Origin of the sequence: Prolixibacter sp. SD074 (assembly GCF_009617895.1) — a bacterium.
GTDB lineage: Bacteria > Bacteroidota > Bacteroidia > Bacteroidales > Prolixibacteraceae > Prolixibacter.
The window spans coordinates 1,214,573-1,228,836 of the sequence record NZ_BLAW01000001.1; the positions used below are offsets into that span (position 1 = coordinate 1,214,573).

Annotated in this window: 10 protein-coding genes; 3 read left to right on the forward strand and 7 right to left on the reverse strand. The window is 47.9% G+C overall.

Annotated features, from left to right (window positions below):
* Nucleotides 1-13 precede the first annotated feature (13 nt).
* The 6 genes from GJU82_RS05390 to GJU82_RS05415 form a co-directional block, all read right to left on the reverse strand.
* The gene (locus GJU82_RS05390; RefSeq protein WP_153631212.1) at nt 14-1,801 is read right to left on the reverse strand and encodes an aconitase/3-isopropylmalate dehydratase large subunit family protein; all 1,788 of its coding nucleotides are present in this window, start codon (nt 1,799-1,801) and stop codon (nt 14-16) included.
* A gap of 17 nt (nt 1,802-1,818) precedes the next feature.
* The gene (locus tag GJU82_RS05395; protein WP_228488577.1) at nt 1,819-3,630 is read right to left on the reverse strand and encodes an aconitase/3-isopropylmalate dehydratase large subunit family protein; all 1,812 of its coding nucleotides are present in this window, start codon (nt 3,628-3,630) and stop codon (nt 1,819-1,821) included.
* A gap of 162 nt (nt 3,631-3,792) precedes the next feature.
* Nucleotides 3,793-4,353, reverse strand: coding sequence for an HD domain-containing protein (locus GJU82_RS05400; protein ID WP_153631213.1), 561 nt, complete (start codon nt 4,351-4,353; stop codon nt 3,793-3,795).
* Entirely contained in the window at nt 4,353-5,543 is a 1,191-nt protein-coding gene (locus tag GJU82_RS05405) for an isocitrate/isopropylmalate dehydrogenase family protein (RefSeq protein ID WP_153631214.1), read from the reverse strand. Before GJU82_RS05405 ends, GJU82_RS05400 begins: the two co-directional genes overlap by 1 nt.
* Before the next feature lie 92 nt (nt 5,544-5,635).
* Nucleotides 5,636-7,207 carry a citrate lyase subunit alpha gene (citF, locus tag GJU82_RS05410; RefSeq protein ID WP_194830971.1) on the reverse strand — a complete coding sequence of 524 codons (1,572 nt, stop codon included), beginning with the start codon at nt 7,205-7,207 and terminating at the stop codon, nt 5,636-5,638.
* Nucleotides 7,200-8,402: an aldolase/citrate lyase family protein gene (locus tag GJU82_RS05415; protein ID WP_228488578.1), complete on the reverse strand. Its 1,203-nt coding sequence runs from the start codon at nt 8,400-8,402 to the stop codon at nt 7,200-7,202. Before GJU82_RS05415 ends, citF begins: the two co-directional genes overlap by 8 nt.
* Before the next feature lie 390 nt (nt 8,403-8,792).
* Between GJU82_RS05415 and GJU82_RS05420 the strand changes: the two genes are divergently transcribed.
* From GJU82_RS05420 to GJU82_RS05430, 3 genes are all read left to right on the forward strand, one after another.
* The gene (locus tag GJU82_RS05420; RefSeq protein WP_153631216.1) at nt 8,793-9,461 is read left to right on the forward strand and encodes a hypothetical protein; all 669 of its coding nucleotides are present in this window, start codon (nt 8,793-8,795) and stop codon (nt 9,459-9,461) included.
* Between the two features lie 263 nt (nt 9,462-9,724).
* A complete protein-coding gene (locus GJU82_RS05425) occupies nt 9,725-10,852 on the forward strand; it encodes a glycoside hydrolase family 18 protein (RefSeq protein WP_153631217.1) in 1,128 nt (375 codons plus the stop codon).
* Between the two features lie 245 nt (nt 10,853-11,097).
* On the forward strand, nt 11,098-13,137 hold the full coding sequence (locus GJU82_RS05430) for a hypothetical protein (RefSeq protein ID WP_153631218.1): 2,040 nt from the start codon (nt 11,098-11,100) through the stop codon (nt 13,135-13,137).
* Nucleotides 13,138-13,207: 70 nt separating this feature from the next.
* Here GJU82_RS05430 and GJU82_RS05435 read toward each other — a convergent pair whose 3' ends face one another.
* Complete coding sequence (locus GJU82_RS05435) at nt 13,208-14,197, reverse strand: Gfo/Idh/MocA family protein (RefSeq protein WP_153631219.1); 990 nt, start codon at nt 14,195-14,197, stop codon at nt 13,208-13,210.
* Nucleotides 14,198-14,264: the final 67 nt, after the last annotated feature.

The window sequence follows — 14,264 nt, forward strand, 5'->3', positions numbered from 1 at the left end:
ATTCTCAGTTCAACTAAATAATTGTTTCGCTTTCGCGGATCCAGTTCACCAAACCGCCCTTTTCCAGAATCTGCATCAGCTTTTCGGGCAACGGATTGAAATGGAAAATCTTGGTTCCGATGTAAATCACACCCGAAGCCATGTCAACTTCCACACTTTCGCCTTTCTGATAAGCGGCGACTGCTTCGGGCAATACAATAATGGGAAGTCCCTGGTTGATGGCCGAACGGAAGAATATCCGGGAAACCGATTTTACAATAACTGCACACACGCCGGCTTTAACCAAACCAACCGAAGGATGCTCGCGCGAGCTGCCGCAACCGAAATTCTCACTACACACAATGATATCGCCCGGCTTCACTCTTTCAGCAAAGCGGCCATCAAATCCTTTAAAAAGATGCGGTACAATTTTCCCGGGTTCCGAGCTGTTTACCTCGTAGGTCAAACTGCCGGCAAACATCTGGTCGGTATTCAGGTTATCCACATCCGAATAGTTCCACACACCATTCTGGAGGCGGTCATCACCGGGATCAATCACCACGGTAGCCGTCTGCTGCTTGTGATACGGGAACTTGTGGGCAGAGGTTGCCTTTTCGGGCGAAGTAATTTCACCACGCAAAGCGGAAGCGGCCACGGTTGCCGGCGATGCCAGGTAGATGGAAGCATTCCTGTTACCCATCCGTCCAAGGAAATTGCGGTTAGCCGTTGAAATCACATTGATGCCATCGGCCGGGATTCCCTGACCTGTTCCCAGACAGGGTCCGCACGAAGGCGAAAGAACATTTCCACCTGCTTCCAGAAAGATTTCAACCAAACCTTCCTTCATGGCCTGCAGGTAAATTTCGCGGGAAGCGGGAGTTATCAACAACTGGAATCCTTCCGGTACTTTATGCCCTTTCAGGATGGCTGCAGCTGCCCGTAAATCTTCGATGCGACCGTTGGTGCATGTTCCGATTAACGCCTGGGCAACCGGCGTTCCGGCCACCTCATCAATGCTTTTCACGTTGTCAACGTGATGCGGACAAGCGGCTACCGGATACAATTCGGACAGATTGATGGTGTATTTCTTCGTAAACACGGCATCATCATCCGCCCAAATGGCTTTGAACTTCGCTCCGAAATATTCTTCCAGCCTTTCATCAGCCGGGAAAACGGCATTTTTGGCGCCCATTTCCGAGGCCAGGTTGGCAATGGTCATCCGATCGGACACCGTTAGCGTCTTCACACCTTCGCCATGGTACTCGATCGACATGTAATCGGCCCCGGAAGAACCAACCATACCGATAATGTACAGCGCCAAATCCTTTGAATACACATGCTCCGGCAATTTTCCCGTGAGGGTAATTTTGATGGTTTCGGGTACACGGAACCATGTTTCCCCCTGTTTCCACAGGCCAGCCGTCTCCGTGCGGTCGATGCCAGCTGCAAAAGCGTTGAAAGCTCCTGCTGTGCAAGTATGGCTATCACTCCCGACAACCAACATTCCGGGCCGTGCATGACCGGCCATCAACTGATGGCAAATTCCCTGCCCCACATCGTGAAAACCTGATACGTGTTGCTCTTTCGCGAAGTTGCGAATTTGCTGGTAATCGTTGGCCAACTTGGCATTTGTCGGCGGTGCATTGTGATCGAGCACCAGCAGTAATTTATTGGGATCGGCAACCCTGTTGCCGCCCATCTTGCGGAATATCTTTTCGATACTCGACGAATTATCGTGCGACAGGATGATATCCGGCGTGGCAAACACGATACTTCCAACCGGTGCACCCAAAATTTTTTCAGCAAACGTTTTTCCTGACATACGCCAAATTTTTAACGTCATACATGAAGTAAATCTCCCTTCCGGTAGATTTCCATTTGAACATCTGAAAACGGCTGAACCGTAATGTTCTTACCGTTTCGCCGATTCGTGATCTTTCCGGTTTCGAATTCAACGGCAATTACATCACCATTCTGAAGTTCCAGTTCTTCAATCGACTCATAGGTCATAATCGGGAAGCCGGCGTTGATAGCATTTCGCTCGTAAATAGCCCCGAACGATTCAGCCAAAACAGCCTGTACGCTCAACGATTTGAAACAGTCGACCGCCTGTTGACGGGAACTTCCGGCGCCAAAGTTTTTGCCGGTAATGACCATATCACCCGGTTGCACTTTGGAAGCAAAATCTTCCCAGCCCTTCAGGTTACCAAAGGTATATTTCCCCATCTCCGACAGTTCGGTAATCGCCAGGTGCTGATTGTGGAAAATCATGTCGGTATCGATGTTGTCTTCAATGACCAACCAAACCCGTCCTTCAACTACTGACGGCTTTTCTTTTTCACTTACATGATGCGTTACCAGTACCGCTTCCTGTTTGCCATGTCCTTCCTCGAATAAAGAAGGTTGTTCCGGCAGGTCGTCTTCGGTGGTAATATGACCCGCTACCGCAGAAGCAGCAGCCGTAGCCGGCGAAACTAAGTACACGTCACCTTTGCCTTGTTTGCCGGCAAAATTTCGGTTCCCGGTACTAACGGTTTTCTCACCCGGGCCGTTTTGTCCCACCTGACCGGCAGCACATCCGGCACATCCGGCATTGCTCAGCATGGCACCGGCATTTTTAAAAATACGAATCAGCCCTTCGTCCATGCAGGCATTCCACACCTCATCGGTTGACGGAACAATTTTCAAGACGACACCGGGAGCCACTTTCCGGCCTTTCAGAATCCGGGCAGCAGCCCGCATATCTTCCATGCGACCGTTCGTACAACTTCCGATAAACGAAGAATCGATTTTGGTGCCTTTCACCTGCTCCACCGGAACCACATCGTGTGGTTTTCCCGGAAGGGAAATGGCAGGAACAAAGATTGCTATATTCAGTTCGAAGTTTTCTGCATAGTGAGCGTCTCCATCGGCAAATACAGGTTCAAAATCTTCAGCTGAGCGTTCTTTTGCATATTGAACCACCTCATCCGATGGCGGGAAAAAAACCGCAATAGCCCCCATTTCCGTTCCCATGGAAGAGATGGTGATGCGTTCGTCCAACGTGAGGTCATCAACCTCTTCACCATAAAGTTCTACCGATTTGCCCAACAAACTACTGGCACCGAAATGTTGCAGCAGGTTCAGGACAATATCCTTGGCGTAAACACCAGTCGGGCGTTTTCCCGAAAGGGTAATTTTTACCGACTCCGGCACTTTGAACCAAACAGCTCCCCGTGCCCAGGCAGCGGCTATATCGCGGTCGCCCATGCCTTGTCCAAAAGCGCCGATGGCCCCCAGAATATTCGCATGCGAATCGGTGGATACGACAGTTGACCCGGGAACAGCCAGACCTTTATCAATCGCCAGATGCGTTCCGATTCCGGAATTGATATCGTACACCCGGATATTGAAATCGCGGGCAAAGAGCCGGCACTTTTGCTGATTGGCAGCATATTTCTGATCCGAACCGGTTGGATTGCAGTCGAAGGTGAAGAAAGTTTTTGAGCTGTTATCTACAGCCAGCTGGTTGTCCACCAGGTTCTTCACTACATTGGCCCCACCGAAATCCCGGGCCAGGCGAACATCAATACTGATATCGACAATCTCGCCCGGTTTCACCGACTCCTTCCCGGAATGGGCCGCAATTATTTTTTCAATGATGGTCATCATTTCAATTAGAAATTAAAAATGAGAAATGAACAATTGGAAAGAGCTTTCAAGTTGCCTTGGAAATCTTCTGCACAACGCCAAAACGTTCAGTGCAAAATCAATTGATGTATCAACGACCTGATTTTCCTTCATTGTCCATTATTCATTGTAATTTTTCACTGTTCATTTTTCATTGCTCATTGCCTTAAAGGGCAGAAACGTCATAAAATCGGCATGGTGCACGATGTACGCCTCTGTAGTGCGTTTCACCATGTCGCCTTCGCCGGCGTGCGTGGCAATGATATGGCAGACTTCCGCCGGAACGCCACACGATTCAGCCAGCGAAACTCCCGAAAACGGATGCCTCAGCAGTTTGCCATATTTTCCCTGGAAGGAATTCCCGTTTTGGTCCAGCTCATATTCCAGTAGTTTGCCCACATCAGCCAGGATAGCACCGGAAATCAGGACATCCATGTTTACCGGTAGCTCATTTTTGAAAAACTCGTTCATCTTCATACCGCTTTCGCGGGCAATGTGAACGACAGCCCGTTTATGGTCCATGAAGCTGACTTTCAAATCCGGCCCACAAAGAAGTGTGAACGGAATCCGGTGCAGATCTTCCGGCGTCAACACGCTTTTCTCCAGCGCCAACCGCCAGGCTTCAGCCGTCTGTCCGCGAAGTTCCTCATTTTTAATCCAGAGCAGTTCCGGCCAGAGGTCATATACTTGTTCCAGGTTGCTCATTACTCCAGTTTTTCAATGATCGCATCGGCCATCTGCTGTGTCGAAGCCGCACCTTTTTCAATCACATCGGGCCGTCCCGCCATTTTCATCATATCATACGTGCGGACTTTACCCTCAGCCACCACTTCCGCAATCGCCTTACGGATTTTGATGGCTCTGTCATTTTCACCGAGATGATCCAACATCATACAAGCCGATTCAATCATCGCAATCGGATTGACAATCGATACGTCGTAGTCGGCATACTTCGGTGCAGAACCGTGCGTCGGCTCAAAAACGGCTACTTCATCGCCCATATTGGCGCTGCAGGCAAATCCCAGACCACCAATCAATCCGGCAAAACCGTCCGATACGATATCGCCGAACATGTTTCCGGCTACGATTACTCCATAATCTTCCGGATTTTTGGTCAACCACATCATCTGCGCATCGATGTTGGTATTCCAAAGCGCTATTCCTGCATATTCCTGCTGAATCTCTTTCGCCATTTTATACATCATTCCCGATGTTTCGCGAATCACGTTCGGCTTTTCGCAGAGCGTTACCGACTTGTAGCCGTATTTCGCTGCATGGGCAAAGGCGGCGCGAAGAATACGTTCAGTCGCTTTTTTTGTAAAGATTCGGGTTGACACGGATAACTCATTCCGGGGAACCGAACCGAAGTTCTTCACAAACCGGGGATGCGTCATCAAAGCATCGTAAACTTTGTCATCCGGATTGCTCCATTCCACACCGCCATAGAGCCCTTCAGTATTCTGACGGAAAATAACCACATCCACTTCCGGCTCTTCAACGCTGTTTTCTTTGCCGCGACGAATGAAGTTGAGCGGATTTCCTTTGTATGTATGGCACGGGCGCATGCAGATGTCGAGATTGAAATGCTGACGAAGGCCGACAATCGGACTGGAATATACCAGGCCTTTCTCCTTCAACCCGGGCGAAAGTTCGTTAAACGCTTCTTCTTTCGGTTTCGAAGTAATCGCACCAAACAATCCCACTTTGTGCTCTTCCAGAAGTTTGATAGTGCGCTCGGGCAGCGGATTTCCTTCCTTGCGCCAAAATTCCCAGCCAATATCACCTTCTACGTAATTGGCTTCAAATCCGGCTGCTCCCAGTACCCTGATGGCTTCGGGAAGGACTGTCTTTCCAATGCCGTCGCCCGGCATCGCTACGATGGTTCTTTTTGCCATAGTCAATTGATTTTTTGGCACACCACTGATTTTTGGTGTTCAGGGGCGTTGCGCTCGTTTGTTTTTAAACCGGCTTGGTCACTAATATTGGTTCAAGTTTCTGTTTTCTTTTCTTCTACCTGCCGCACCACATCAATCACGGTTCCGTCCACCCATTTGATGGCGGCGATAATCTTATCGGTAAATACCGGTTTCTTCGGCTTACCGCAAATACGTTCCGCTTCTTCCTTCATCTCTTCGATGGTCCGAATGGGAAGACCGGAATCTTTCGCTTTTTCGATTAAATCCTTCCGCAAGGGATTAATAGCGATGCCCCGTTCGGTTACGATGACATCAATTAGTTCGCCCGGTCCGCAAAGTGTGGTTACTTCATCTACAATCACCGGAATGCGGTCACGGAAAAGCGGCACAGGTAAAATGACCGTCCTGGAGAAAAGGCAGTTTTGCCAGCCCCCGAGACCGTGTAATAATTTTCCGTCAGAATGGGTCACCACATTGGCATTGAAATTCACATCCACTTCGGTAGCACCGAGGATAACCACATCCACCAAACCGGCAAAATTTCCTTTGCTATGGTAGTTGTAACTGGTGAACGGACTCGTCCATGTATGATTGGGATTGTCGCGCATGGAACGAACACCATCCAAATCGAATGTCTGTCCGTCGAGAATGTATTCCACCAAGCCTTCTTCCAGCATTTCAACCAGGTACCTGTTACTACCTCCCCGTGCAAAACGGGCTTTGATGCCCTTCCGGCGCATGATCTCGCCAAAGTAAATTCCGACGGAAAGGGCGGTCCCTCCGGCCCCTGCCTGAAAAGAAAAGCCGTCACGAATGATGCCTGTTGCTTCACAGAATTTGGCGGTCATTTCGGCAATTAGCAATCTGTCTGGACTACGGGTAATCTGCGTGGTTCCGGAAACAATCTTCTCCGGAATACCGATTTTTTCTACCTCAACCGTGTAATCCACATGGTTTCCCTGAATTTGCCAGGGCACACAGGGAAATGGCACCATGTTATCGGTTACCACAATAACGTTGTTTGCATATTGCGAATCGGCCAGGGCAAAGCCCAACAACCCGCTCGCCGAAGGACCATTCAGACCATTGGCATTGCCAAACGGATCGGCGCAGGCAGCGCCAATCACAGCAATATCGATTTTCACTTCACCATCCTGCACGGCCTGGTAACGTCCGCCATGCGAGCGAAGGACGGCTGTTTTCTTCATCTTTCCGTCCGAACAAAACCGTCCGAGCGGTCCGTTCATGCTTCCTTCGATGTGACTGATGGTACCATCTTCGAGGTAAGGAATCAAATGTGCATGACAGGGGAAAGAAGCCGATGGAAACCAGCGAATATCTTTCACGCCCAGCTCCTTCACCACATCAAAAACCATATTGGCAACCAGGTCGCCGTCGCGGAAATGGTGATGCGTGGAAATGGTCATGCCATCTTTGAGCCCGGCTTTTATTAACGCCTCTTTCAGTGAATCAACCTGTTTGTTTCCGTCAGCCGGATAATCGGCGTTGGTCGGAATAGCCGGTGCATGTTTCTTTCCTTCCGGGCGATATTTCCCGACACCCATAAACGGAACGGCCGGTTCGCCGTTTATTTCCGACGGAACGAGCCGTCCGACTGCATTATATATCAGATCTTCATTCATGATTTTCTCTCCAGTTGGTTGACAGTTTACCCGATTGAATCGCCAGTTCGATGGTGTGAACAGCACGTTTGACAACCGGGGCATCAATCATTTTCGAACCAAGGGCAACAACGCCCAGTCCCTTCTCTCTGGCTTGCTCAAAAGCGTCTACAATGCGTTTCGCCTTTTCAATTTCCTGTTCATCCGGACTGAAACCTTCGTTGATGACCGGAACCTGGCGCGGATGGATACATCCCATACCGGCAAAACCCAACGCTTTCGATTCGAGCACGTTGTTGTGCAATGCTTCCATGTCATCAATTTCGGAGAAAACCGAATCGATGGGTTGGATGCCCGCTGCGCGTGCAGCATTGACAACCGCACTGCGGGCATAAAAGGATTCGCGACCTCCGGGCGTTCGTTGAGCTCCTAAATCAGCTGTATAATCTTCCAAACCAATCGCCAATGCGGCTACATTCGGCGAAGCCGATGCAATTTCATAAGCTTTTACCACTCCCAGGGCACTCTCAATAATTGGCATCAGGTAGATATCGGTGTTTTCGCGCCCCAGTATTTTTTCAATGCGTTCCTCTGCCTGAATGATTTGCTGCGCACTTTCGCACTTGGGAATCAGGATCAGGTTTACCTGTTCGGGAACAATGGCATCCAAATCTTTCAATCCGTCCGGCAGTTGATTAATACGAACCATTCGTTCGGCATCACCAAAGTCAACTGCACGTAGGGCATTGCGAACCAGCAAACGGGCCTCGGCTTTTTTATCAGGTGCGACTGAATCTTCCAAATCGAGAATGATGCCGTCGCTTCCGTAGATGCCGGCATTCAGCATCAGCTTCGGATTATTTCCCGGTAGGTACAAACGGGTCCGTCGGTTACGATCGCGGCCTGTCCGATGAATATTTTTTGTTTCAATGGGTAATAAAAGGGATTGATCCGTTCCGGTTAACTGGCGGATAGCCGCTTCCAGGCGCGCTGCAATGACAAATGGCAGAGCCCCTTTGTCTTCAATTTCCACCAGTACATCCCGAAGGTTATAATGGGCCAGTACTTCGTGACAAAGCTCCCGGATGGAATCGCCAAACAAACTTTCAACTTTACTCTGTAACCGGATTTCAGTTGCATGATGCTCAGTTTTAGCAATCTGTACAAAACAGTCCGAGCGTACGCTGTCTCCACGGTTTCCGGCTGTTGCAGTCATGGGCATTTGGGTTAATGATTGACTAATTATTTTCAGTACCCTTCCTACTGCTTCGTTCCGTCAATTTGGGTGCTAAAATCGACTGAAAAGTTACCCAAATAAATCCCTGAAAATCCTGATAGTTATCAGGGGTAACCCCATGTTAAAGAGCATACAGAACATTGCCGCAGAACATAAAATATATCCCAAATATGATTAACGCGCACGCATTTTTAATACAATGGGGTTTTGCTTTATACGCAAAACATAGCTAGTAAGCTGCTATTTCAATACCTAATGAACAATAACATCTTTTAGCAATTATTCAGGAATATTAAAGCAACGTTTTCAATGCATTACATCATCTTCGCAATAGAATTTCTTCCAGCAAAAACCGAACGTTAATCATTTATGAGATTATTGCTTGTTACCGCTATTTTATTTGTCAATACAGGATTATTTGCCCAGAGTATGCCCGATTCATCGTTTCGGTTTTCCGGATTCATATTCGATGAGGATTCTATTCCGGTAGAAGGGGCTTACGTTATCAACTACCGGACAATGATGGGAATGGCAACAAACCGGGACGGTCATTTCTCCCTGACCTGCGAACCCGGCGACTCGTTAATGATTTCTCATATTTCCTATAAAAGAAGAATTATCAAAGTCGAAAGTTTTAACCCCGTCGCTTCGCCACAGGTTTATTATGTGCGTTTTGCTGCACACGAACTGAGTCCGCTGATTATTCAGCAGAATCCGAATAATATGAAATATTTTGCTAAAAACATCGAGTTGATGAACAGGCAGATTAAGAAAATGATTCATTCGATGGGGCCACAAGGAGGTGCATCCCCGGTTAATATGTCCACCAATCCGGCACTGGGCGGTGGCGTAGGTATTAGCTTCAGTCTGGCTGATGTGGCTACCGTTTTCCGGAAGAAGAAAACGCCCGATGATATCCGGCGGGAAAAAGCCATTCACGAAGCACATCGCACCATGATTCTCGATTCCATTTTGCGAATTGGCGTATACCACGAAGGAATCGTCGACAGCATTATGGCCACGAGAAACTGGAACTAATCTGATTTCAATTTCATTGTCCGTTTTCGGCCCACTTTCGTAAATTTATTACAGCAGCCTGAAAAACAGTTAATGAAGCCATTGGGGTGTGAATTGAACTGAGCGGTGGCCCCCGGGACCGTTTCAGCGCGCTTTGCCATGGATGTACTGGAATTTTACCTGAAACCGGATAACTAATATTACATAACTTCTTAAAAGTTATTCCGGTAAAATGGAAATTACTTAGATTTAGATCTGAATGTATGAATTTAACCTAAAAGCATATGAGACGTAAGCTCCTTTCGACTCTCTATCTGATTGCCTTTTTGCTACTTGGCCTCTTTTCGTGTAAAAACAAACCAACAGCCCCAAAAGACAACTCCGGCCAAATTGCCGTGATGGCTTATTATGCCGGCGATGCCAATCAAATTGACCAGTATAACCTTGGCGAGGTCACACATGTTATCTACAGCTTTCTTCATCTGAAAGGAAACGAGCTGGCTTATGACTCACCGAAGGATAGTTTAGGTGTGGCTCACCTGGTTGCCTTAAAGGAAAAGTATCCCGATTTGAACGTCATGGTGTCGCTCGGTGGCTGGGGTGGCTGCAAAACCTGCTCCGAAGTCTTCTCTACTCCGGAAGGACGTGAAGCATTTGCCCTTTCGGCGAAAAGAATCCTTGACAATTCCGGGGCTGACGGACTTGACCTCGACTGGGAATATCCAGCCATTGAAGGCTTTCCGGGACATCAATACCTTACGGAAGACAAGGACAACTTCACCAGTTTGGTTACCACACTGAGGAAAATACTGGGGCCAAAAGCCATCATCAGCTTTGCTGCGGGCGGTTTCCAGCAATTCCTCGAAAATTCCATTGACTGGAAAGCGGTGATGCCGGAAGTGAATTACGTAAACCTGATGTCGTATGACCTGGTAAATGGCTACAGCAAAGTAACCGGTCACCATACTCCACTATACTCCAATGCTTCTCAAACGAAATCGACCGACAATGCCGTCAAATACCTGGAGAAAGCGGGTATTCCCTCCAACAAGATTGTCATTGGCGCCGCATTTTATGCCCGCGTTTGGAAAGGCGTGAAAAACGTGGATAATGGCTTGTACCAGCCGGGTGTTTTCAAACAAGGCGTAGGTTATAACAAATTCGATTCAATTTTATCGCCCCGGCAGGGCTTCAAAGCGTATTGGGACAATGTAGCACAGGCTCCGTACATGTATAACGAGAAAGACAGTTTGTTTGCTACGTATGACGATCCGAAATCGGTGGCCCTGAAAACAAAATATGTCATCGACAAAAATCTAGGCGGTATTATGTTCTGGCAGCTAGCCAACGATAAGATGAAAGATGGTTTGCTTGATGCTATCTACAAAGCCAAAGAAACAGCAGACAAATAATACGCTCATTTTAAGAAGTTCTAAAAACGCATCGATTTTTTCCGGTGCGTTTTTTTTAATTAATCGATAGGGCATCTCGTTTTTCCTTCCCGAAAAAATTGATTGAATACAAGTTATCCAAATACCTGTTTTCAGGCATCCTTTATGTTGAATGTATTCCGGTTCATTTCACTATTTTTAACATCGCGACAAGCGAATTGCTTATCGCACGAACACGATTCATTAACCAACAAAAGAGTGGACCCGTGAAAAAACTAACGCTTTTCCTCTCTGCTATGCTCGTTATGATGTTTGCACCCGCTTTGAGTAAGGCACAGGCCGCCAGTCCAATTCCGGCAACAGCCGTAAATGACATCCTCCAGAAACTAACGGAGAAATATGGCGACAGCACCGCCGAACGGATGGAACGTGGCATAAAACACGCTGCATCATTGTGGCGAAAGGATGATGGTCCGGCAAAAGAGTTTACCTCGTTTTGCCTGGATAATTACATCAACGATGCTGCGCAGCGCGAAGCTTTCTTTAAAAAGGTTAGTCAGTACCTGGAAGCCATGTACGGCCATTTTGATGAAATAACACTCGCCTTGCAGAAAAATGTACAACTGGCTACCGGTCCGATGCTTCCTATTGATAAAATGTTTGCCGGTTATTCGGTTGGCTCGCATATGCTGTCGGACCTGTACCGCAATAAAATAGCATTTGCTATCGCCCTGAACTTCCCTTATTATCCATTGGCCGACAAAGAAAAATTCGCCTCAATTTGGAGCCGGGAAGAATGGGCTAACGCCAGATTAGGCGACATTTTCTCCGCTCGCGTACCGGCCAAACTGGAACAGGCTTATGCCGAAGCGAACACGAAGGCCGACCTGTACATTTCGGAGTACAATATCGAAATGGGGCATCTTCGTACTAACGACGACAAACAACTTTTCCCGGATGATATGGTACTGCTTTCGCACTGGAACCTCCGCGATGAAATTAAAGCTGACTATGCCGATAATGCAAAAGGCCCGCAAAAGCAGGAGATGATTTACGAAGTAATGAAGCGAATCATCGACCAGGATATTCCCGAGAAGGTAATCAACAATCCGGCATACGAATGGCAACCTTTTGCCAATAAGCTTTATAATAATGGTAAAGAAGTTGTCTTCAAACCCGGGCCCAATACACGGTACCAGCAAATATTAAACAACTTCCACGCATTAAAAGCTATCGATGCCTATTACCCGGTATTGGATACCTACATCAAACGGAAGTTTTCAGGCGAAATGGAAATTCCGCAACCGAAAGTAGAAGCATTGTTCGATACGTATCTTCGTTCTCCGGAGTTGAAGCAAATCGGTGCGCTTATCGCCGAAAGGCTTGGCCGTCCGCTCCGTCCGTACGACATCTGGTACGATGGCTTCAAAGCACGGAGCTCCATTCCGGAACAAACACTTAACGAAAAGGCCGAAGCCTATTATCCCGATCCGAAAGCGTTCAAGGAAGACATGCCGAACCTGTTAAAGCAACTGGGCTGGTCGGATGAGCGAGCGAACTTCATTGCCTCCAAAATTGCTGTCGATCCGGCCCGCGGTTCAGGTCATGCGTGGGGCGCACAGATGATTGGAGAGAAATCGCACCTGCGCACACGCATTCCTTCTACCGGAATGAACTACAAAGGCTATAACATTGCCGTTCACGAGTTCGGCCATAACGTCGAGCAAACCATTTCGCTATACAACATAGACTACTACATGTTGCATGGCGTTCCCAGCACTGCCTTCACCGAGGCGCTGGCCTTTATTTTCCAAAGCCGCGATTTGAAATTACTGGGCATTACCGATGAAAATCCGCATACCAAATACCTGAATGCGCTCGATAATGGCTGGTCGTTAATGGAAATTATGGGTGTCGGCATGGTCGATATGAAAGTGTGGAAATGGTTATACGCGCATCCAGATGCTGACTCAGCCGAATTGAAAACGGCTGTCATTAACATCTCGAAAGATGTTTGGAATACATACTTCTCACCGATTTTCGGAACGCAAGACGAACCGATTCTGGCCATCTATTCTCATATGATTTCCTATCCGTTGTATCTCCCGGCTTATTCGTACGGTCAGCTCATCGAATTCCAGCTGGAAGAATACCTGAAAGGAAAGAATTTCTCTGACGAAGTTGACCGCATTTATGAGCAAGGCCGTCTGACTCCCCAGCAATGGATGGAGGAAGCTGTTGGACAGAAAATTTCAGCGCAACCGGTTTTAAATGCCGTAGACGAAGCCTTGAAAGCCTTTAAATAGCCTGCTTTCCTCACCCAAACAGGGCATCTCCGCGCGTGGAAATGCCCTGTTTTATTTTATACATCATTCTTTAACCCCTACCGGGATAATGAATTCCCGCATGTTCCCGAATGGCATCGAGTGTTTTCATCAATTCAAAACTCCGGCTATAAGGCATCACGTTGCTCTCCTTTTTACCTTCATCCAGGCACTTCATCACTTCCACTGCTTCCAGTTTCATACCACACCCGGCACCTTCCCAACTGTATTGAACCGGAGCGGTTCCCCGGGAACGCGCCTCTAACTGCTGATGCAAGATACCACGCCGGGTGATGCGTAACACACCTTTTTCGCAGAAGATATCACATCCGGGTCCTGAAGCGGTATAAAATGAGGAAAAGAGCGATGCAAATACGCCATCCGGATAATCAAAGCGCATAGTCAGACTGGTATCGATTCCTTTTTCAGTCAATGAAGCGGCAGCCGAAATTTGCTGAGGTGCGCCCATGAACCAAAGCGCATCGAAAACTGCATACAAACCAATGTCCAGCAACGAACCCCCTCCCAGTTCCGGGTTGAAGAGCCGTCCCTGCGGATCATAAGGTGCGCTATTGAAGCCAAACCAACCATGCAGATACTGAATTTTTCCCATCTCTCCCGACTCAATAATTTCCTTCGCCTTTCGGTACGATGGCTGAAACGGCGTAACAAAAGCCTCCATCAGGAACACCGTGTTCTTCCGTGCTACTTCAAACATCGAAATCACCTCCTTCAAATTCAGCGAAAGCGCTTTCTCACATAACACATGCTTCCCCTCATTCATGCACATAATGGCATGTTCGGCATGGTGCGAGTGCGGTGAAGCCACATAAACGATCTCAACTTCCGGGTCGGCAGCCAGTTCTTCGTAACTTCCGTAAGCTTTTCCCACATTAAATTCTGCAGCAAATTCAGCCGACCGGGACTCATTTCGCGAGCCGACAGCAACAATCTCTGCATTATCAAGGGTGTGTAATTCTGAAGCAAATTTTCGGGCAATCTTCCCGGGGGCCAGAATGCCCCATTTCCAGGTTTTCTTCATGGTAAGCTTTGTTTGGCATAAAAATATAAAATTTGACCATCTCCCGTTTTTAGTTTTGGTTGGATAT

What these genes read in the sequence shown, in the direction of transcription:
- GJU82_RS05390 (WP_153631212.1), bottom strand. Translation starts at nt 1,801, where the DNA reads ATGTCAGGAAAAACGTTTGCTGAAAAAATTTTGGGTGCACCGGTTGGA.
- GJU82_RS05395 (WP_228488577.1), bottom strand. Translation starts at nt 3,630, where the DNA reads ATGATGACCATCATTGAAAAAATAATTGCGGCCCATTCCGGGAAGGAG.
- GJU82_RS05400 (WP_153631213.1), bottom strand. Translation starts at nt 4,353, where the DNA reads ATGAGCAACCTGGAACAAGTATATGACCTCTGGCCGGAACTGCTCTGG.
- GJU82_RS05405 (WP_153631214.1), bottom strand. Translation starts at nt 5,543, where the DNA reads ATGGCAAAAAGAACCATCGTAGCGATGCCGGGCGACGGCATTGGAAAG.
- citF (WP_194830971.1), bottom strand. Translation starts at nt 7,207, where the DNA reads ATGAATGAAGATCTGATATATAATGCAGTCGGACGGCTCGTTCCGTCG.
- GJU82_RS05415 (WP_228488578.1), bottom strand. Translation starts at nt 8,402, where the DNA reads ATGACTGCAACAGCCGGAAACCGTGGAGACAGCGTACGCTCGGACTGT.
- GJU82_RS05420 (WP_153631216.1), top strand. Translation starts at nt 8,793, where the DNA reads ATGAGATTATTGCTTGTTACCGCTATTTTATTTGTCAATACAGGATTA.
- GJU82_RS05425 (WP_153631217.1), top strand. Translation starts at nt 9,725, where the DNA reads ATGAGACGTAAGCTCCTTTCGACTCTCTATCTGATTGCCTTTTTGCTA.
- GJU82_RS05435 (WP_153631219.1), bottom strand. Translation starts at nt 14,197, where the DNA reads ATGAAGAAAACCTGGAAATGGGGCATTCTGGCCCCCGGGAAGATTGCC.